We start from the raw sequence: 19,493 nt of genomic DNA on the forward strand, positions 1-19,493 counted from the left end.
AGACAGAAATGAGTGCCAAAAACTCTTTTATGGTATTTTCTGGAACAAACACCAGGTACCTGGCAGAAAAAATCTGCCAAAGCCTTGATTGTCCGCTAGGCAATCTTCTTATTACTAAATTCTCTGATGGAGAATTTGCCGTATCGTATGAAGAATCTATACGTGGACGCGACGTGTTCTTAGTCCAAAGCACATTCCCCAACTCTGACAATCTAATGGAATTGTTGCTTATGATAGACGCTGCCAAACGTGCCTCAGCCAAAAGCATAAATGCTGTCATCCCATATTTCGGCTGGGCACGTCAGGACAGAAAGGACAAGCCGCGTGTAAGCATTGGTGCCAAATTGGTGGCAGACCTTCTCGGAGTAGCAGGTATCGACAGACTCATAACAATGGATCTTCATGCAGATCAGATACAAGGATTCTTCGATGTTCCAGTAGATCACCTATATGCGTCAGGTGTAATACTCCCATACCTTCAGAGCCTAAAACTTGAAGACATGGTCATTGCATCTCCAGATGTAGGCGGAAGTAAACGTGCTAATACTTACGCTAAATACTTTGGATGTCCTCTTGTTTTATGTAACAAAACACGCGCAAGAGCAAATGTTGTTGAAAGTATGCAGATTATCGGTGACGTCAAGGACAAGAACGTAATTATCATTGACGACATGGTAGACACTGCAGGCACAATAACAAAAGCTGCAGACATAATGAAAAAAGCTGGTGCAAAAAGCGTCAGAGCATGCGCTTCGCATTGTGTAATGAGTGGCCCTGCAAGCGAAAGAGTTCAGAACTCCGCACTCGAAGAAATGGTTTTCACTGACTCTATACCATATTCTAACAGATGTGCAAAAGTAAAACAGCTCTCTGTTGCAGATATGTTTGCAGAAACAATCAGAAGAGTCGTAAACAACGAAAGCATCAGTTCGCAATATTTAGTATAATAAGTATGAAAATATTTCGACAGATAACATTTTCAACCATTATAATTATGTTTTTGACAGCGTGCCATTCACAAAAGAATGGCACGCCTCAAAACGGCAACACGCCCAACGATACAGAAATCAGCGAACAGAAAGAAAGCGAAACACAGTCTGAACAAATCAACTTCGTAATGGAAGACATCAATGGTAATAAGGTGTCTGTAAAAGACGTATTTTCAAAAAACAAAATAACAATCATTGACTTCTGGGCAAGTTGGTGCGGTCCATGTAGACAAGAAATGCCTAATTTAGTAAATACATATAATAAATATAAAGAACAAGGATTGGGTATTGTCGGCGTCTCTCTTGATGAAGACAAAGAGCAATGGAAAGACGCCGTAAAAGAAATGAACATGACCTGGATCCAATTGTCCGACCTTAAGGGTTGGGGCAACAGTGCCGCTCAGATGTATGGAATACAAGCCATCCCATTCACTATAATTGTTGACGAAAAAGGAAATGTTTTAAACATCGGACTGAGGGGGGAAGCACTTGAAAGCTTCGTACATAATTATATAAATAGCACAAAATAATATTGCAATATTATTTTGTGCTATTTATACCAAGGCAAAGACACAATCATCAAACATACTATACATAAAATACTCTTAACCTCATATTAAGGTGACATTTAGCATTTTTACACTATTTATCAAACATTTACACACATAAATATAAAACAAAAAAAGACAAAGGAAAGACCTTTTTGCTCTGTCTTCTACTCTAAAATGAGTTTATATTCAATACCGCATTTTCAAAGATTATTTCACCTAACGACACTCTAATTAGAGACAAATTGGGTAATCACTCAATTGTTTTTGCATCCTTATAGGTAAAAATCAAATAGCGACAAAAAGATGCAACGATGATTATCGAAAACAAAATTATAGAACTTTATTATATAATTGACGAGTTTTTCAAAGAAATTTGCCTCTGAAGCAGACTAAGGTCTGAAAAACATATAGTCGTAACGACAGGTAACGTCACCTCAAATGTCCGTGCCGTTTGTCGAAAAGTGAAACAATGTCCCTATTTGTATATTTTCATTTTGGCACATTCTGAAAATTCAAACACAATTAACCCTTCTTTGCCAGTCAATGCTTTCAATAGACAACCTTGCAAATTCATAGCCTTATAACCACTTTACCGAACTAACTTCAAACACGCACATGAATAGGACGATTACAACTTATGCACTTTTAGCCGATGCCTTGTTGGGCTCAAATTGATTAAATATCACATTATGAGTACAATACGCAAAATGCCATCTTTTATCACCCCAAAAGTAGCCTTTTACAAGCCCAAAAGCCACCTCTTGCAGGCAATTTTGGTGCAGTAGAAATTTAATGGGATATCCGTAGAGCTTTGCGATTCTAAAGAGCAATAATTCTGAATTCATCAAGGTGAATATGAATCTCTGTCGAAGATTCTTCAACACTTACTATACTAACAGAATCAGTATTTCTGAAGGCAGCACTAGGCGAGCTAACACTTCCAATTGATTCGTTTCCATATTGCAAATGGTCGGGATTTCTATGGAATTGCAACAAAAAATCCCAATTAAATTTCTACTGTCCCTAAATTTCTATTGTCCCCAAAAGAAAGCACAAGCATCAGAACCCTTTATACGAACAAATTAGGCCACCAATTATTAAGGTGGCCTAATTTGTGATCCCGACAGGATTCAAACCTGTAACCTTCTGATCCGTAGTCAGATGCTCTATTCAGTTGAGCCACGGGACCATTTCTTAAATGCGATGCAAAGGTACGCATATTTTCTAATACAGCAAAATTTTTCCGTATCTTTTTAATGAAAAACTATTATTTTTCTTCCATTTCATGTAAATGAGGCAAAGAAATATGATATTTCACAGCCATAAGCCTTACAACAACAACAGTTACAAAGCTTGAAATAACAATAATCTCCAAATTTAATCCCCAATAATAACATATCTGATATACAAAACCGCCTAATATGCACGCAACAGCATAAATCTCCTTTCGGAATATCAGCGGAACTTCATTTATCAGTACATCACGAATAATACCTCCGGCCACGCCTGTGATACACCCCATTATGATTGCGACCCAAAACGGGAAGCCTGCATATAATGTTTTTTGTATACCGGCTATAGTAAACAGTGCAAGTCCCAAAGTATCAAACAGGAACCATGTACTAGAAAACTTTACTATAGCCTTCTTAAATATTATAGCAAGCACCAAGGCTGCCGCCGTACATATTATATATATAGAGTTTGTCATCCAAAAAGGAGTTACGCCAAGCATAACATCACGAATTGTACCGCCTCCTATTGCCGTGGCCAACCCTACAACATACCCTCCAAACCAGTCAAAGTTTTTAAACGCCGCCCATCTTATACCAGATATAGCAAATGCGAATGTTCCCAAAAACTCTATAACAAGCTGCACTGTATTCATTAGCTGACAACATTTACCGGCTTACCGTCAAGAAAAGCCTTAATATTAGAGGTCACGATATTAACAAGACGCACACGAGCCTCATAAGTAGCCCATGCTATATGAGGAGTTATATAGGCATTGGGGGCGCTGAAAATAGGATTATCCTCAAGTGGAGGTTCCTGACACATAACATCAGCACCATACCCCCCGAGCCATCCTTCATTTAAAGCCTCTGCAACGTCATTCTCGTTCACCAATGGGCCTCTACCGGTATTTATCAATATCGAACCTTTCTTCATCTTTTTTAAGGTAGCCTTATTTATCATCTCTTTAGTCGTTTCCGTCAAAGGACAATGCAACGTTACTATATCACTGATACCTAAAAGTCCGTCCAGCGTCGTCTTCTGGATACCATCAGGAAGATCTGCAGAATTCTTGCTTGTAAAAGCAAAAACATCCATACCAAAATCACGTGCGATACATGCCACCTTATATCCAATACTACCAAGTCCAACCACACCAAGAGTTTTTCCGGCAAGTTCATTCAAAGGCGTATCCCAATAACAGAAATCTTCATTACTGCTCCATCGGCCATTACGATTTTGTTTTGAATAATGAGCAACGCGATTGGTAATGTTTAAAATATGCGCAAAAGTCATCTGAACCACACTGTCTGTGCTATAAGCAGGCACATTCGTTACAATGACACCACGTTTCCGCGCTGCTGCAATATCAACAATATTGACTCCTGTAGCCAATACTCCTATATATTTCAAATTAGGCAACTTAGCCATTATGGCATCAGACAACACAACTTTATTTGTCAACACGATATCAGCCTGCTCAGCACGCGACACTACATCATCAGGAGACGTTCTGTCATATACTGTCAAATCACCTAATTCTTTTATTCCGTTCCATGATAAATCACCTGGATTTACACTATATCCATCTAAAACAACAATCTTCATAGTTATATATTTTTGTTATTCTTTAAATCTGTTTCCCCAACACTTCAACATTCGTTGATACAACTTTTCCTCATTGGGCGAATGTTGCCCATGCCATATCCGCTCATTAACAAGTTCATCAGGCAAGAATTGTTGTTCAACAAAATGTTCCGGATAATCATGTGAATACTTATACCCGTCACTATATCCTAGATCAGCCATAAGTTTCGTAGGAGCATTACGCAAATGCAATGGCACCGGTAGATTACCAGTCCTGGCAACAACTTCAAGTGCATGATTAATGCCGTTATATGCAGAATTGCTCTTGGGACTCGTCGCAAGATACACCGTTGCCTCGGCCAATGGAATTCTCCCCTCAGGCCATCCTATTTTATTTACGGCATCAAATGCTGCATTGGCAAGCAACAACGCATTCGGATTCGCCAAGCCAATATCCTCTGAAGCACTTATAACAAGTCTGCGAGCAATGAACTTAGGGTCCTCACCACCTTCAATCATACGTGCTAGCCAATACAACGCTGCATCAGGATCCGAACCTCTAATACTTTTTATAAACGCAGATATTATATCATAATGCATTTCTCCGTCCTTATCGTACGCAAGAGGATTTTGCTGCAAGCACCCTACTACAGTTTCATCTGTTATCTCAATTTTTTCACTATTGACAGAATCAACGACCAACTCTAAAATATTCAACAATTTACGGGCATCTCCCCCGCTATACCTTAGAATGGCATTAGTCTCTTTCAGTTCTATATTTTTTTTCTTCAGTTCAACATCTTCTCTTAAAGCGCGCTGCAAAAGTCCGAGCAAGTCTTCTTTTTCCAAGGGCTTCAACACATAAAGCTGACATCTTGAAAGCAATGGTCTGATAACTTCAAAAGAAGGATTTTCCGTGGTTGCGCCTATCAACGTAACTATACCTTTCTCAACCGCAGCCAGCAAAGAATCTTGCTGACTCTTGCTAAAGCGGTGTATCTCATCAATAAACAATATAGGAGTAAAATTATTGAAGAAGCCAGCATTCTTGGCTTTATCAATAACATCCCTGACATCTTTCACACCACTTGTAACAGCACTCAATGTATAAAAGGGTACTTTTAGGTGATTTGCCACTATCAAGGCCAATGTCGTCTTTCCTACCCCAGGAGGCCCCCATAAGATAAAAGATGTCACTCTTCCGGCTTCCAACATATTACGGAGAACGGCATTCTTACCGACAAGATGTTTCTGTCCGATATAGTCGTCAAGAACCTTGGGTCTTAATCTCTCTGCTAAAGGCTTAACCATAAATGCAAAAGTAGAAAATATATGTCATTTATGCAAAAAATATCTATTAAAAACTTGCGAATAAAAGATAATATATTACTTTTGCAGCATTCATAGAAACTGAAAACGAGAATAAATAGTGAAAGTTACAATCCTCCAAACGGATATCAAGTGGGTGCAGCCTGATAAGAATCAGGTTGTAGCAGGTCAACTTATATCCAATAATCCTGGCTCTGATTTATACATATTGCCAGAAATGTGGGCGACAGGATTTATAACAGATCCAGCAAAATATTCTGCTGAAGTCAATTTTCAGGAATCACTTGAATGGATGAAAGAAACAGCACAATCCAACAGATGTGCAATATGTGGAAGTCTTTCTATCCTGACACATCAGTCGCAGTACAGAAACAGATTATATTTTGTAATGCCTGACGGAGAATATTATTACTACGACAAGCACCATTTGTTTAAATACGGAGGAGAAGACGTATACTATACAGCAGGCGACAAAAGAGTAATTGCGAAATATAAAAATTTCCGTTTTTTATTACAGACCTGTTATGATTTAAGATTCCCTGCATGGATGAGATATAAAGAAGACTATGACGCTATAATTTTTGTGGCCAACTGGCCTCAAAACAGGCAGGACGCATGGAACATCCTATTAAGAGCAAGGGCCATTGAAAATCAATGTTATGTAATTGGATGTAACCGCACAGGGGAAGATGATAGATGTCAATATAACGGAAATAGTGCCATCATTGACCCCAAAGGCGCTTTACTAGCCAAGTCTGACGAAAAAGAACAGGCTATCACTGCTGAAATTGATTTAGACAAACTGAATCATTATCGTTCAAAGTTTCCTATACTGACAGATAGAGATATATTTTAAAAATAAAAAGAAATTAATTAAAAAGAAATATGAAAGATATTGATAAGAAGTCACTTACATTAAAAACCATCAACAAAAGTAACGTTTGGGATATTCAGGAGAATGATGTTTTCAGGATGTTGGAAGTTGCAGAAAAAGACTCCGATATAAGAGAAAACATCAAGCACTACATTGATATCATCAAAAGCGCATTTGAAGTTGAAGAAATAAAGATAGACCGCCCTGAAATAATCAAGAAGTATGAAGCCCGCGGTTTCCAGATTGGCACAATGCCTGTAGATGAAAGCCAGAAGGTCAAAATAGGAATAAAAAAACGTCCTATATTAAGGGTAACAGACCTAACATACGAGAACATCCGCCATATTTCTGCAACAAAACTGCTTGAAGTTATCGATCGTAATTTTGGCGGAGGTTGGGATTCTTTGTCACAAAGCATTCAGGATATCATACAGAGCGGATTTGACATAAGTACAACAACTTTACCCAAAGACAGATTACATAAAGTTGGCGGAATGTACGAAAAGAAAGTTGCTGACGGATTTGAAGTATTGGAAATTTCAAAAGGTGCATGGATTGAAGCTATTTTTGCAAAACTTAAGCCCGAAACAGAAAAGCCCCGTCTTAAATTTGGAACAGACGACTCTCGCAAATACGATTCTGACGAAGATGACGACGAGGATCTGCCAGAGATTGATGAAAAGTATGACAATGACGATGATGATGACGCATTCGACGAAGATAAGCTGACAGAAGAAAGCTACAGAACAACAATCGAGGAAAATCCTGAAGACCTCGATCTTACAGCAGAAGATGTCGCAGATGATGACGAATACTAAAACACAAGCATACATTTAGCATCACAATTGTAAATATCATATAATAGCCATACCGTGCTTATCGCTGGTATGGCTATTTTTCGTACCACATCAATTTACCAAACATATATACGCACTTTCTATTAAAAGGAATGTATCATATCATCTTTTTAACTGTTTTATTATTAAAATTATAATTATTATCATTACCTTTGCACAATCAATCGGTTCATCATACGATGATTAAAAGGGAACAAGGTGAAAATCCCTGACAGTCCCGCTGCTGTAATTTGTCGTTTATGAAGCAAACAAAATAGCCACTGTGTATTATAGGGAAGGCGTTTGCTTTTATGACAATAAGTCAGAAGACCTGCCATTGAAACAGTTTATCCCACCAGCTTCGAGGAAAGCTGTTGATAAAACATTTTACACATGAAAAAAATAACGGCATTAGTTCTGGTATGCTCAGTTCCTTTTTGTGCTCAAGCGCAATCTGAAAAAAATGATACAATTGATAACACATATCAGTTGCAGGATGTTGTGGTCACAGAAAATAAAAAAAAGCAAGAAGTTACCAGTACATCGCCATTATATGTAATCAACAACAAAAGCCTTAATACTGCAGGCATCACTGATATAGCTGATGCCCTTAACCGTATGCCCGGAATAACCATACGTGATTATGGTGGTGCCGGAGGTATGAAAACCGTTTCTGTCAGAAGTTTCGGCACTCAGCATACAGGCGTTAGCTATGACGGAATCATGCTTAGCGACTGCCAGAGCGGACAAATCGACCTGTCGCGCTATTCCTTAGAAAACATTGACAACATGTCGCTTGTCATCGGCGATAATGACGACATTTTTATACCCGCAAAAAATGCTAGTTTACCGGCATCCATTAACATAAGGACAATAAAGTCTCCTACAGAAGACACAGCTCCTCATCTGACCACTCAGCTGAAAGTTGGTTCATTCGGATATATTAGTCCATTTATAAGATACGAACAGAATTTTTCAAACAAATTTTCTTTCTCGGCAATTGGAGAATTCGTCTATGCGGAAAACGATTATCCTTTCACGCTACGCAATATTTCAGTCGTTACAAAAGAGCGCCGCACAAACAGTCGTATGAAATCAGGGCATGGTGAGACTAATTTTATATGGAACATTAATACCCGCAATGAATTAAGCGGCAAAATATATTATTATGATAACGACAGACAACTGCCCGGACAAGTCAGATATTACACAAATATAAGCAATGAAGAGCTCAGAGACCAGAACTTCTTTGCCCAAATCGGCTACCGCACATTTAACAGCAGCAATCTATCTTTAAAAGTTAATGCAAAATATAACTGGGCAGCTTCAAAATATAAAGACGGTTCATATAGCGACGGCATAAAAGATGCTGATTATTGGCAAAGAGAAGCTTATACATCTGCAAGTCTCCTATACACTCCATTTAAAGACTGGGCATTCTGCTATTCTGCCGACTACAGCTATAACAACATGAACAGCAGCCTTTCAACAGATACACACCCATTTAGACATACCGTTCTTCAGGCAGCTACAGCTAAATATAAATCAGCAAGACTGTCTATCATCGGAAAATTGCTGCTTTCACTATATTACAATGGTGCAGAATATGGAGAATCTGCACGCGACATGAGCAAACTCTCACCATCTCTGTCACTCTCATATAAAGTTTTTAAAAATAATGACTTTTATATTAGAGCATCATATAAAAATATATTCAGGGCACCAACATTCAATGAGTCATATTTCTATCATTACGGCAGCACAAATCTGCTTCCTGAAAGCACTGATCAATATAATATAGGATTCACATTATTACAAGATGTCACAAAAAAGACAAATATCAAAATAACATTAGACGGATATCTCAACCATGTTAAAGACAAAATAGTTGCCGTACCATACAATATGTTTATATGGACAAACATAAATGTCGGAAAGGTAAGAGTGTTGGGCTTAGACGCAACGGCTAATGTAATGCATAAGTTTTCAGACAAGCATTTGATAACTCTTACAGCCAGCTATAGCCTGCAGAATGCAGAAAACCGTACTAATCCGGAATCTCCATATTATGGATACCAGATTGCCTACACACCATTACACTCTGGAAGCGTTTCTGTTTGTTACGAAAATCCATGGATAAACCTCACAGTACACGGCACCGGTATGAGCAGCCGCAGTTCAAATAACGAACATTATGAAGACTCTAACATACCGGGATTTTTCGAAACCGGCATAACCCTTTTCAGATCGTTTAAAATAGCCAAAAACACGATTACCCTACGAGGAGATATCAAGAACCTTCTCAACAAGCAATACGAAATTGTCAAGGCATATCCGATGCCGGGAATAAGCTATCAATTTTCAATAAATTATAAATTTTAATCAAAAAAAGAAATGAAAAAATTTTTAAGTTTTGCAGCAATTGCATTATGCGTATCATTTACATCGTGCAGCGACGATGACGATAATTACGTTCCGAAACCTATTGATGTCAGCACAGGTGCTTTCATTGTCAACTCAGGAAACATGAGTTCTCAAATCAGCGGCAGCATCACATCTATAGACTATTCTACACAGACAGCCGCCCAGAAGGTATTTCAGGCTGCCAACGGACGCAATCTTGGCACAACACCTAATGACGCACTGATTTATGGTGACAAGATGTATATTGTTGTAACGGGCGAAAATACAGTTGAAGTTGTCAACAAGAACACAATGGTGTCTGTCGGAACAATAAAGACAACCGAAGTTATGGGAGCAGACAAGGGTGAGACACCCAGACGTCTTGCAGCAGGAAACGGAAAAATTTATGTGTCAACATTCAAAGGCTACGTTGCAGCAATCGACACAGCATCTTTAAATCTGGATAAGATTTATCAGGCTGGTTCATATCCTGAGGGAATTGCTATAGACGGCAATATGCTTTATGTAGCAAACAGCAGCTATGGCAATGGCCAAAATCCTTCTATTTCATACATCAACCTTACCGATGGAAGCGTTACAAATCTCACCGACCCATTGATAACAAACCCTGTTGGCATCAGTGTTATCGACGGAACACTTTATGTGATGGACAGTGGTCTTTATGATTCTAATTACAACCAATATGGCGCCGGTGTAAAGAAGATTACTGCAGACAAGAAGGTTACAAACCTTATCGACGCAACAATGATGGCGACAGATAAGAAAAACATCTACGTAATAAATGCTCCTTACAGCTATGTTTCTCCCGTCACTCCTACTTACAGCGTCTACAACATTGCAAGCGGCGAAGTTAAGACATTCATAACAGACGACCTGCCGTTCAGCCCATCTGCAATTGGAGTTGACCCTGTTAACGGATATGTGTTTATCACTTCTTACAGCAAGAATCCTGACACCGGATATGCAAGCTATACTACAGATGGCTATGTCAACATGTACAAAGAAGACGGAACCTTCGTTAAGATGTTCTCTACCGGAGTTGGCCCTAATGCAATAGCATTCAATACTGGTGTTGTTTATGAATAAAAATTTAACGATAACCTCTTTACTGATATCAGTGCTGATTACCCTGTGCGCATGCCGGGGTAACAGCACTGATACATCTTTTAGCGGTGACACCCTAGAACTTAAATATGCCAAGCAGCTTCATATAATCAAATGCGACGGTTACAACGTTGTCACCCTGAACGATCCTTGGAACAAAGGAAAAATACTTCATACATACATCCTTGTACCGTCAGACAAAGAACTGCCTGCCAATCTGCCACAGGGCACTATTGTCAGAACACCTTTGCAACGTGCGGTTGTAACGACATCTGTTCACTGCGGCCTGATTATGTCTTTTGGCAAAGGTCAGAACATCAAAGGGGTTTGTGATGTCAAATATATTAATCTGCCATGGATTCAGCAACAATGCAAAGAAAACAAAATTGCTGACTGCGGCAGCGGAATAACCCCAACACTCGAAAAGATTATAGGTATAAACGCTGACGCAATATTGATTTCACCATTTCAGAACAGCGGAGGCTACGGACGTCTTAATGAGTGGGAAAAGCCCATCATTGAAACTGCTGACTACATGGAAACTACAGCATTGGGAAGAGCAGAATGGATGAAATTCTATGGAATGCTGTTTGGTGCAGAAAAACAGGCTGACAGCATCTTTAATGACGTTGAGACAAAATACAACAGCCTCAAGCAAATTGCTAAAACTGCCAAAACAAGACATTCTGTAATTATCGACAAGATAAACAGTTCTGTATGGTATGTGCCTGGCGGACAAAGCACCATCGGACAGATAATTGCTGATGCAAATGCGGCATATCCTTTTTCTGCCGAAAAGAGCAGCGGCAGTCTACCTCTACCTTTTGAAATAGTCCTCGAAAAAGCCGGCAACAGCGACATTTGGCTTATCAGATATAATAGTCCTCAAAAAGCCACCAACAAATCATTGTTGACGGAAAACAGCGGATACTCACAGTTTAAGGCATTCAAGAACAAGATGGTCTTCGGATGCAATACTTACAGTAACACGTTCTACGAAGACACCCCATTCCATCCAGACTTGTTGCTGCGTGATTTCATCATAATAACACATCCGGAAATAACCGAACTTGGCAAAGCGAAATACTTTGAACATATAAAATGAAAAAATATTGCAGATTTTTTGTTGTAATAACTTTGGCAATAATTGCTCTGTTTGTAATTAACATCATCTATGGAGCCGTGAAAATACCGATAAACAGCATTATCGATATTTTCAGCGGCAATGATGATGTTAATGAAAGTTGGAAATATATAATATTGCAGACTCGCCTGCCCCAGGCTCTTACGGCCATTTTATGCGGTGGAGCATTAGCTGTCAGCGGATTATTACTTCAGACCGCATTCTGCAATCCTCTTGCCGGTCCGTCTATATTCGGTATCAACAGTGGTGCCAGCCTTGGCGTGGCTTTCGTTATGCTTCTGTTTGGTGGAAGCATAACGGCAGGAGCAGTTTCTGTTACTGGATTTCTGGCAGTACTTATTGCCGCATTTGTAGGTGCTGTGGCAGTAATGGCTGTATTATTGTTTTTCTCTAATCTTGTAAACAATAACGTCATGCTCCTTATCACCGGCATTATGATAGGCTATATATCCTCATCTGCAATATCACTGCTCAACTTCTTTGCGACTGAAGAGGGCGTTCACTCATATATGATATGGGGATTGGGCAACTTCGGAGGAGTGTCTATGGCTCAGATGCCTCTGTTCGCAGCTGTTACAATAGTAGGTCTAATATGTGCCTTGCTTCTCATTAAACCTCTCAATGCCGTGTTGTTAGGCGAACAATATGCAGAAAATCTTGGTATAAACACCATCAAGTTGCGCAATTGCCTTTTATTGGTAACAGGCCTTCTTACCGCTGTTACCACCGCCTATTGTGGCCCTATTGCATTTATCGGACTTGCAGTTCCACATATAGCACGTATGCTTCTTAAGACAGACAACCACCGCTATCTCATACCTGGCACTATTCTTTCCGGAGCAGCCATATCACTTCTGTGCAACATAATATGCGTTCTTCCTGGCGACAACGGCATCATACCCCTTAATGCTGTCACCCCAATAATGGGCGCACCAGTTATCATTTATGTAATCATCAAAGGGAGACATCAATAACAGCCAGTGTATGTAGCATGATGATTTATTACAGAAAAATAAACCTCATCCATACAAAAACGAAATACCTGAAGCTCTGTTGCCCGTTTACATACGCCAGCTTGGCACACACTTTGCTTGTTAGAATTACAAATAAGTTATTAATTTAATCACGAAAAGCGATGGAAACTTTTAACGACGTAATATCCGGCAATGGTCTCGTCCTAGTAGACTTCTTTGCCACATGGTGTGGTCCATGCAAAATGATGCACCCTGTATTAGAACAAGTTAAGGCAACTCTCGGCGACAAGATACGTATCATTAAGGTTGACGTTGACAAACACAATGATACAGCCGGACGCTATGGCATACAATCAGTCCCCACTCTTATGCTCTTCAGAAATGGAGAAATTCTTTACAGACAAAGTGGTGCAATGTCTAAATCAGATTTGATGGCTCTTCTCGATCCGTTCTTGAATCAATAAACATCGCAGATACAATGCTGTAGTTGGCACAACTGATAAGAATAAGTCCAAACCGACAAAAGTCAATAATCGGTTTGGACTTATTTTATTATAATGTCATAAGGTCTTAGCTCTAAAATTTGATAATAAGTCCACAGACAATTGAGCTACCTCCACTAGCCGTCGGTCCATCTGTGTTATAAGCATTTAATATCTATACTTATTCTGTCCACACAAAGTTCTCCAGGCCTGCTCCTATTTCGAAATGCAGTTTGGCTATACCTAAATCCATTTTAGTATAACCTACCAATGAGAACTGACGCCTTGCACGTACCTTTGCAGGATTTATTCCGTCGGCACTAACATACTCAAAATAAAACTTCTGCTGATTCACTGCTGTAGGAGCGAGCAAGGCGGCCTCAACTCCACTCTTAAACCATTCAGGAGTTGCCCCGTCAGCATTGCTCACCTGCTCCATGCGCTTTATTTTGTGCGACACGCCGTTTGTCTCGCCGTAGCCTATCGAAATATAGGCTTTTATTGCTTCATCATCATCAAGCACATACGTTCCAGGCACTTTCTTATAGCTCAATCCTACCCAACAGGTATTCATCCCGGCCATCTGCGCTGCCAGCACCAGTTGTTCACCATAATAGCCGATACGCTCATCAAGGTCATCTGCCTTCTTTCCTGCCATAACGATATAGTTGTTAACGTTTCTGAACTTGCCATACTTTGCCAGCATACCATGAAAAGCCTTAGGCTCATTCTGTATCAGCTGCATATGCAGATGCCCCATGGCATTAAGTTCTTCTATCTTACCCTCAAGCAGTTTCACATCGTTGTCTGTCAGAGGCATGTTCTTATAAGCCCTCACGCTATGCCTTTGCTTTATAGCTTCATCTATCGTCATCATCAGTCCTCCTTTGGCAGATTCTTCCAAAACTTTCTTAAATCATCTATTATGCTGTCGTAGTCATTTTGCGTAAACGTTCCTTCCCCCAGCAACAAAATTGTGTAGTCAATACTTTCAAAACTCTTTGCCGTCTGGGTGTCGCGGAATCCGTTACGCTTATAAAACTCATATCTTCTGCAACGCTGCTCCTTGTTGTTGCAGTCTGTCTGCCATGGCGATTCTATATCTATAACCAGTCGTCTGTCTGCATATTTTGCCTTCAATGCAGTTAGAATATGCTGTCCGTATCCCTTGCCGCGCAGCTCTTCCCTTACGGCGAAATACCAGCCCCAGTTAAAATCTTTGCGGTTAAGAACCATCGTCAAGCCAACAAACACGTCTTCGTCATAATATGCCATAAAGTCTATGGGCATAACTCCCAACAGCCCTTTTAACTCATCATATGGTATACGCTCTTCCTTCGGAAACGCACTCTCATACAGACTTTTCAGTTGCACGTTGTCTACATTCTCTGCGGTTATCTTTTCTGTCCTCATAATATCAATTATTAACATCTGTCAAGATAAGAAACACTTTCCTTCCTGCCGTTAGCATTTACAGCTATAAATTTTGTACCAGCATTTTTTCAGCCAACGGCACATACCATTCCTTCACCTCATCTGCCGTAGGTGTATGTCCTCCCGGGAAATGATAAGCATGTTTATAATGTTCCATAAACAACGGTTCGAAATGCGCCAGAGTGTCATTCTCGCCGAACAGTCCCCATATCCGTTCCTTGTTTTCATCCTTGCAGCACTCAAACTGAACAGCTTCCATCTCGGAAAATTCACAGATAAGTTTCTTGTCAATCACCAGACGTTGCCTGCCGTTTTGGCGCGGCGACTTATATTCATGCTCACCTATTCTGGTTTTCAGAAACTCCGTCATCATAAAATACGGATTGCCCAGCAGTGCCGGTATGCCTTCTATGTTGGCAGCCATCTGTGCATAAAACGACCCGCAACTGTTGCCTACAAGCACGTCAGGTTTCTCACTGTCGCAGATGTCTTTAATCATCGCCATGGCCTCATCTGGATGTATCGGCAGGTCGGGCGTTATCACCTCAGCCTTTCCCTTTAGAGCCTCTCTAAGACTAAGTGCCGGCACACATTGGCCACTGGCAAAAAATCCGTGAAGGAATAATATCTTTTTATCCATATTCGTCATTGAAAAATTCAAACTATACATGCCACAAACAAATGAATGCCCAATGATTCTCTATACGAAAACCACACAAACCGGCACTATTCATTAAGCGGCAAATATTCTACACTTTACAAAAGTACAAAATTAAAACCAAATACATCATCACAAAGCCACAATATCATATAAGTTTACACTGCTGCTACAGCTTTTACGCTCATTGCCTTACAGCCGACATGCATTTATACTATTTGCCGCCAAACCTCACATTCTGTAATCCTTGCCGGCCGTTTCTGACATATATTTCATATTTTACACAACATTTATCGCCGCAGCACATACTGATATAAGTAAATTTCCTTAACTTTGTCATTGGCATTATATGCCATGACATTTATTCGTCAAACTAAAAACATTTGCATTATGATTAAAATTTATGTAATGAACACATGCCCTGACTGCACCGACGTTAAAGAGCATGTTAAGGGGAACGACAAATATGAAGTCGTCGACATCGGCGAACATGTAAGAAATCTTAAAGAGTTTCTAAGGCTGCGCGACAAAAATCCAGCCTTCGATGTCATGAAGCGTGTAGGCTCTGTAGGTATTCCATGTTTTGTTCTTGAAGACGGCACCATTACATTCCGTGCGGATAAAGCCGGCTTACAGCCGCCTGTAAAGGAAGAAGGACAATCATGCAGCATTGACGGAAGCGGATGCTAGAACGCTCCTTGTTCCCATTTTATGTTATTGTCTACGCAAATACGATACGTAGACAATAACATATGCAGTCATCATTCCCGACACCACCATCGTCATGAATTGACATATCCTTTTATCACATCCACAAATCTCTTGCCGTAGGTATTCAGTTTATATTCGCCTATGCCATATATGTTGCTGAAGGCATTCAGCGTTGTGGGTTTTTCTTTGGCAAGGGCGTGCAGTGTCTTGTCAGACATAACCACATACGCCGGCCAGTTGTTTTCTTCTGCAATATTCTGCCTCAGCTTACGCAGCACACTGAACAGGGCCGGGTCTTCCGTCTTATCGCCATTACTATACTGCATGGGCAATTCCTGCTGCGCCTGCTTGATTTTATTCTTCCGTCTGTCCTCTCTCCTAATCATCGCAAGCTCCACTTTTTTGTCGCCAAACAATGCTTCACGTCCCAGCATCGTAACCTTCAGATGCTTGTCTTCGGTATATGCTATCTCTATAAAGCCCATCTGCAGCATCTGCAACAGATAGTCGCGCCAGTCGCGTGCCGGAACGTCGTGCCCCACTCCAAAAGTCTTAAGCAGATCATATCTGTTTGCCGCCACGTCGGCAGACATCATGCCGCGCAGAATGTCTATCGTCGTAGTAAAGCCTATACACTCTTTTGTGCGCATTATTGCCGACAGTGCTTTCTTCACTATCATCGTGCCGTCAAAATGCTGCGGAGGATTGTTGCACACATCACAGTTGCCGCAGTCGTGTTCGCTCACCTCACCAAAATAGTTTAACAGTATGCGCCTTCGGCACACCTGTGCTTCGGCATACTCCTGCATTCTGTTCAGTTTCTCGTTGTTAAGCTCGCTCTGTCCACTCTCGTCGGCAAAGCTGCGCAGGGTTACAAGGTCGCCTATGTTATAAAACAGCACCGTCTCCGTGGGCAGTCCGTCGCGTCCTCCGCGTCCTATTTCCTGATAAAAGCTCTCTATGCTCTTAGGCAGGTTATAGTGTATCACATACCTCACGTTGCTCTTGTCTATGCCCATGCCGAAAGCCACCGTTGCCACCACTACGTCTATCTTGTCTTTTATAAAGTCCTCTTGTATTCTGCTGCGCTCTTCCATCTCCAGTCCGGCATGATATGCTCCGGCTGCAACGCCCTCACGCTTCAGCTTCCCTGCAAGCCGCTCTGTTTCTTTACGCGACAGACAGTATATTATCCCGCTCTCATAAGGATGCCTGTCTATTATGTCCAATATGGTGTTCAGCTTCTCCTTGGCCGAGTATCCGCGCCTTACATCAAGACTAAGATTGGGGCGGTCAAACGAACTTACAAATATTTGTGGATCGCGTAGGTTCAGTTTGTCTATTATGTCTGCCTTTGTCGTTTTGTCGGCAGTAGCAGTCAATGCTATTATAGGTACATCGGCAAAGCGTTCATGCAACACGCCAAGATGTACATATTCAGGCCTGAAGTCGTGTCCCCATTGTGATATGCAGTGAGCTTCGTCTATTGCGAACAGCGACACCTTCATCATCTGTCCTATCCATACTATTTCTGTCATAAAGCGTTCAGGCGAAATATACAGCAGTTTTATCTTTCCCTGTCTGCATTGTTCGCGTATCACTCTGTCTGTTGCCTCATCGTTACCGCTGTTCAGTGTTGCAGCCATTATTCCGTTTGCACGCAGTGCCTCCACCTGGTCTTTCATCAGTGATATCAGAGGCGATATAACCACAGCCGTACCTTCAAGCATCAGCGCCGGCAGTTGGAAGCATATCGACTTTCCGCCGCCTGTAGGCATAAGCACTAAAGAATCTTTCTTTTGTATCACATTCTTTATTATCTCTTCCTGCATCGGTCTGAAACTGTCATATCCGAAATATGATTTCAATATCTGTTTTAATGCTTCCATTTATTTTTACACATCTTCTATTAAAAAGATCTCACTTTAAAAATATCACTTCTAATTACGAACACGTGAACATTATGCCATGCTTACTAAATATAAGGAATGATACGAAAAAAATAACTATGCGACAAAATTGAAAATATTTTCATTCCTTTCACAGTCCATATAATCATTATATAACTGAACCTTTTGATTTATAATCAATATTTCCAAAAGTTCCAGTTTTAAATGTTCTTTTATATTATTATTTTAATAAAAAATCTTCCTTTTCATTTCTCAAGTCACTTAATATTTTGCCATTATAGCTAAAATATTTAGGACCTTGATATGCACCGGATGAGTTTTGTTTTTCTTCTGGCAAAAAGTTTGCCGTAAAAGCTGATAAACTGTACAACCGTCCTTCATACTCAATCTTATCATCGCTGGCTATTCTTACAGGAAGTTGAAGAGCATCAAAAATTATAGTGTCGCCTACATTAAGGCCAATCATATGAAACTTAAATGGTGGCTTTGGTGCCTTACGTTGTTTTTCTTTCGACTCAGCCTCAATCTTCTTATCCTCATCCTTACTCTTACTAATCACTGGCTTGCCGTCAACGTACACATACAACTCAGCATCATCAAGCAAATCAGCAATATCACGCATAATATCTAAAGCAACAGACGGTGCAATATTAAAGAATTCACGATTCTGTCTTATCCTTAAATCTGTCAGGCGGTCAATTTGTTTATGTATCTGTTTCTCAACTTTAGCATATTTACTAGTCTTGAGAGTTGCATAAATTTCAAAAGGTAAAGGCACAGCAGTATTGTCAAGCTCTTTACTCCGAACATCTACAGGACGTGAACTTTTACCAATCTTTACCCAATCTTCTCTAAAACTTGGATTGGTTAATATATAAACAAAGCCAGAATCATTTTTCTCCATAATCATTACACATTAATGGCCTTTATCAGGCTTGTACCAATATTGTTCTATTAAAATCAAACAACATATAATCAGTTTTTATATAACTAAAAACAGAATATACCAAAACATTCATAATGTCCTTATTTCAAAATACAAAAATACAAAAATTTATCGAGATAAAATTCAAAACACAATATTATTATTCCAAGGAATAATCGAACAAAGAAAACTAATTCATTATACAAACTAATCCAGCATATCAAATCATCCACCCTCCTCAATCATTTTAAGGCACAAAAATTTGAAACAAGAATATATACTTTTCGTTAACAAACAAGAGAAATGAAGATCAATTTAGTACAGACCGTAA

Annotated in this window: 18 protein-coding genes, 1 tRNA gene and 1 riboswitch; of the genes, 10 read left to right on the forward strand and 9 right to left on the reverse strand. The window is 40.0% G+C overall.

Annotated elements, in window-relative coordinates:
- Positions 1-8 precede the first annotated feature (8 nt).
- Positions 9-947: a ribose-phosphate pyrophosphokinase gene (locus tag EJL04_RS06425; RefSeq protein ID WP_021854403.1), complete on the forward strand. Its 939-nt coding sequence runs from the start codon at positions 9-11 to the stop codon at positions 945-947.
- Positions 948-952: 5 nt separating this feature from the next.
- A complete protein-coding gene (locus EJL04_RS06430) occupies positions 953-1,519 on the forward strand; it encodes a TlpA family protein disulfide reductase (protein ID WP_241209953.1) in 567 nt (188 codons plus the stop codon).
- Between the two features lie 1,136 nt (positions 1,520-2,655).
- Here the strand turns inward: EJL04_RS06430 and EJL04_RS06435 are convergent.
- The 4 genes from EJL04_RS06435 to EJL04_RS06450 all read right to left on the reverse strand — a co-directional run bounded on the left by EJL04_RS06435 (position 2,656) and on the right by EJL04_RS06450 (position 5,668).
- Positions 2,656-2,729: transfer RNA gene (locus EJL04_RS06435), tRNA-Arg, on the reverse strand.
- A gap of 78 nt (positions 2,730-2,807) precedes the next feature.
- A complete protein-coding gene (locus tag EJL04_RS06440; protein ID WP_125104426.1) occupies positions 2,808-3,425 on the reverse strand; it encodes a trimeric intracellular cation channel family protein in 618 nt (205 codons plus the stop codon).
- Positions 3,425-4,378 (reverse strand): D-2-hydroxyacid dehydrogenase, encoded by a 954-nt coding sequence (locus EJL04_RS06445; RefSeq protein WP_125104427.1) that lies wholly within the window; start codon positions 4,376-4,378, stop codon positions 3,425-3,427. Before EJL04_RS06445 ends, EJL04_RS06440 begins: the two co-directional genes overlap by 1 nt.
- A 15-nt stretch (positions 4,379-4,393) precedes the next feature.
- The gene (locus EJL04_RS06450; protein ID WP_021855601.1) at positions 4,394-5,668 is read right to left on the reverse strand and encodes a replication-associated recombination protein A; all 1,275 of its coding nucleotides are present in this window, start codon (positions 5,666-5,668) and stop codon (positions 4,394-4,396) included.
- Positions 5,669-5,786: 118 nt separating this feature from the next.
- On the opposite strand from EJL04_RS06450, the gene EJL04_RS06455 reads away from it, so the two are divergent.
- From EJL04_RS06455 to trxA, 7 genes are all read left to right on the forward strand, one after another.
- On the forward strand, positions 5,787-6,542 hold the full coding sequence (locus tag EJL04_RS06455) for a nitrilase-related carbon-nitrogen hydrolase (protein WP_125104428.1): 756 nt from the start codon (positions 5,787-5,789) through the stop codon (positions 6,540-6,542).
- A 29-nt stretch (positions 6,543-6,571) separates the two neighbouring features.
- Positions 6,572-7,378 carry a hypothetical protein gene (locus tag EJL04_RS06460; protein WP_021855599.1) on the forward strand — a complete coding sequence of 269 codons (807 nt, stop codon included), beginning with the start codon at positions 6,572-6,574 and terminating at the stop codon, positions 7,376-7,378.
- A 186-nt stretch (positions 7,379-7,564) separates the two neighbouring features.
- Positions 7,565-7,749: riboswitch (cobalamin riboswitch) on the forward strand.
- 40 nt (positions 7,750-7,789) lie between these two features.
- Positions 7,790-9,778, forward strand: coding sequence for a TonB-dependent receptor plug domain-containing protein (locus EJL04_RS06465; RefSeq protein ID WP_125104429.1), 1,989 nt, complete (start codon positions 7,790-7,792; stop codon positions 9,776-9,778).
- 12 nt (positions 9,779-9,790) lie between these two features.
- Entirely contained in the window at positions 9,791-10,906 is a 1,116-nt protein-coding gene (locus EJL04_RS06470) for a YncE family protein (RefSeq protein ID WP_125104430.1), read from the forward strand.
- Positions 10,899-12,029, forward strand: a complete 1,131-nt coding sequence (locus EJL04_RS06475; protein ID WP_125104431.1) for an ABC transporter substrate-binding protein — start codon at positions 10,899-10,901, stop codon at positions 12,027-12,029. Before EJL04_RS06470 ends, EJL04_RS06475 begins: the two co-directional genes overlap by 8 nt.
- Positions 12,026-13,042 (forward strand): iron ABC transporter permease, encoded by a 1,017-nt coding sequence (locus EJL04_RS06480; protein ID WP_125104432.1) that lies wholly within the window; start codon positions 12,026-12,028, stop codon positions 13,040-13,042. The genes EJL04_RS06475 and EJL04_RS06480 overlap by 4 nt, the downstream gene beginning before the upstream one ends.
- A 161-nt stretch (positions 13,043-13,203) precedes the next feature.
- Entirely contained in the window at positions 13,204-13,506 is a 303-nt protein-coding gene (gene trxA / locus EJL04_RS06485; protein ID WP_021855594.1) for a thioredoxin, read from the forward strand.
- A 199-nt stretch (positions 13,507-13,705) separates the two neighbouring features.
- Here the strand turns inward: trxA and EJL04_RS06490 are convergent, their stop codons facing one another.
- From EJL04_RS06490 to EJL04_RS06500, 3 genes are all read right to left on the reverse strand, one after another.
- Positions 13,706-14,428, reverse strand: coding sequence for a nitroreductase family protein (locus tag EJL04_RS06490; protein ID WP_241209954.1), 723 nt, complete (start codon positions 14,426-14,428; stop codon positions 13,706-13,708).
- Positions 14,401-14,937: a GNAT family N-acetyltransferase gene (locus EJL04_RS06495; protein WP_164511727.1), complete on the reverse strand. Its 537-nt coding sequence runs from the start codon at positions 14,935-14,937 to the stop codon at positions 14,401-14,403. Before EJL04_RS06495 ends, EJL04_RS06490 begins: the two co-directional genes overlap by 28 nt.
- Before the next feature lie 64 nt (positions 14,938-15,001).
- On the reverse strand, positions 15,002-15,598 hold the full coding sequence (locus EJL04_RS06500) for a YqiA/YcfP family alpha/beta fold hydrolase (protein ID WP_125104434.1): 597 nt from the start codon (positions 15,596-15,598) through the stop codon (positions 15,002-15,004).
- A gap of 408 nt (positions 15,599-16,006) precedes the next feature.
- Here EJL04_RS06500 and EJL04_RS06505 point away from each other — a divergent pair, with 408 nt between their 5' ends.
- Complete coding sequence (locus EJL04_RS06505) at positions 16,007-16,306, forward strand: glutaredoxin-related protein (protein ID WP_125104435.1); 300 nt, start codon at positions 16,007-16,009, stop codon at positions 16,304-16,306.
- 92 nt (positions 16,307-16,398) lie between these two features.
- Here the strand turns inward: EJL04_RS06505 and recQ are convergent, their stop codons facing one another.
- Positions 16,399-18,216, reverse strand: a complete 1,818-nt coding sequence (recQ, locus tag EJL04_RS06510) for a DNA helicase RecQ (protein ID WP_125104436.1) — start codon at positions 18,214-18,216, stop codon at positions 16,399-16,401.
- A gap of 241 nt (positions 18,217-18,457) precedes the next feature.
- Complete coding sequence (locus EJL04_RS06515; protein ID WP_125104437.1) at positions 18,458-19,141, reverse strand: GIY-YIG nuclease family protein; 684 nt, start codon at positions 19,139-19,141, stop codon at positions 18,458-18,460.
- Positions 19,142-19,493: the final 352 nt, after the last annotated feature.

Origin of the sequence: Prevotella marseillensis, assembly GCF_900625065.1 — a bacterium.
Taxonomy (GTDB): domain Bacteria; phylum Bacteroidota; class Bacteroidia; order Bacteroidales; family Bacteroidaceae; genus Prevotella; species Prevotella rara.

Bases quoted from the DNA above. Each gene is read 5' to 3' on its own strand.
- EJL04_RS06445 (WP_125104427.1), bottom strand. From the start codon at position 4,378: ATGAAGATTGTTGTTTTAGATGGATATAGTGTAAATCCAGGTGATTTA.
- EJL04_RS06515 (WP_125104437.1), bottom strand. From the start codon at position 19,141: ATGGAGAAAAATGATTCTGGCTTTGTTTATATATTAACCAATCCAAGT.
- EJL04_RS06470 (WP_125104430.1), top strand. From the start codon at position 9,791: ATGAAAAAATTTTTAAGTTTTGCAGCAATTGCATTATGCGTATCATTT.
- EJL04_RS06505 (WP_125104435.1), top strand. From the start codon at position 16,007: ATGATTAAAATTTATGTAATGAACACATGCCCTGACTGCACCGACGTT.
- EJL04_RS06480 (WP_125104432.1), top strand. From the start codon at position 12,026: ATGAAAAAATATTGCAGATTTTTTGTTGTAATAACTTTGGCAATAATT.
- EJL04_RS06475 (WP_125104431.1), top strand. From the start codon at position 10,899: ATGAATAAAAATTTAACGATAACCTCTTTACTGATATCAGTGCTGATT.
- EJL04_RS06430 (WP_241209953.1), top strand. From the start codon at position 953: ATGAAAATATTTCGACAGATAACATTTTCAACCATTATAATTATGTTT.
- EJL04_RS06450 (WP_021855601.1), bottom strand. From the start codon at position 5,668: ATGGTTAAGCCTTTAGCAGAGAGATTAAGACCCAAGGTTCTTGACGAC.
- EJL04_RS06460 (WP_021855599.1), top strand. From the start codon at position 6,572: ATGAAAGATATTGATAAGAAGTCACTTACATTAAAAACCATCAACAAA.
- EJL04_RS06425 (WP_021854403.1), top strand. From the start codon at position 9: ATGAGTGCCAAAAACTCTTTTATGGTATTTTCTGGAACAAACACCAGG.
- trxA (WP_021855594.1), top strand. From the start codon at position 13,204: ATGGAAACTTTTAACGACGTAATATCCGGCAATGGTCTCGTCCTAGTA.
- EJL04_RS06465 (WP_125104429.1), top strand. From the start codon at position 7,790: ATGAAAAAAATAACGGCATTAGTTCTGGTATGCTCAGTTCCTTTTTGT.
- EJL04_RS06440 (WP_125104426.1), bottom strand. From the start codon at position 3,425: ATGAATACAGTGCAGCTTGTTATAGAGTTTTTGGGAACATTCGCATTT.
- EJL04_RS06500 (WP_125104434.1), bottom strand. From the start codon at position 15,598: ATGGATAAAAAGATATTATTCCTTCACGGATTTTTTGCCAGTGGCCAA.
- recQ (WP_125104436.1), bottom strand. From the start codon at position 18,216: ATGGAAGCATTAAAACAGATATTGAAATCATATTTCGGATATGACAGT.
- EJL04_RS06495 (WP_164511727.1), bottom strand. From the start codon at position 14,937: ATGAGGACAGAAAAGATAACCGCAGAGAATGTAGACAACGTGCAACTG.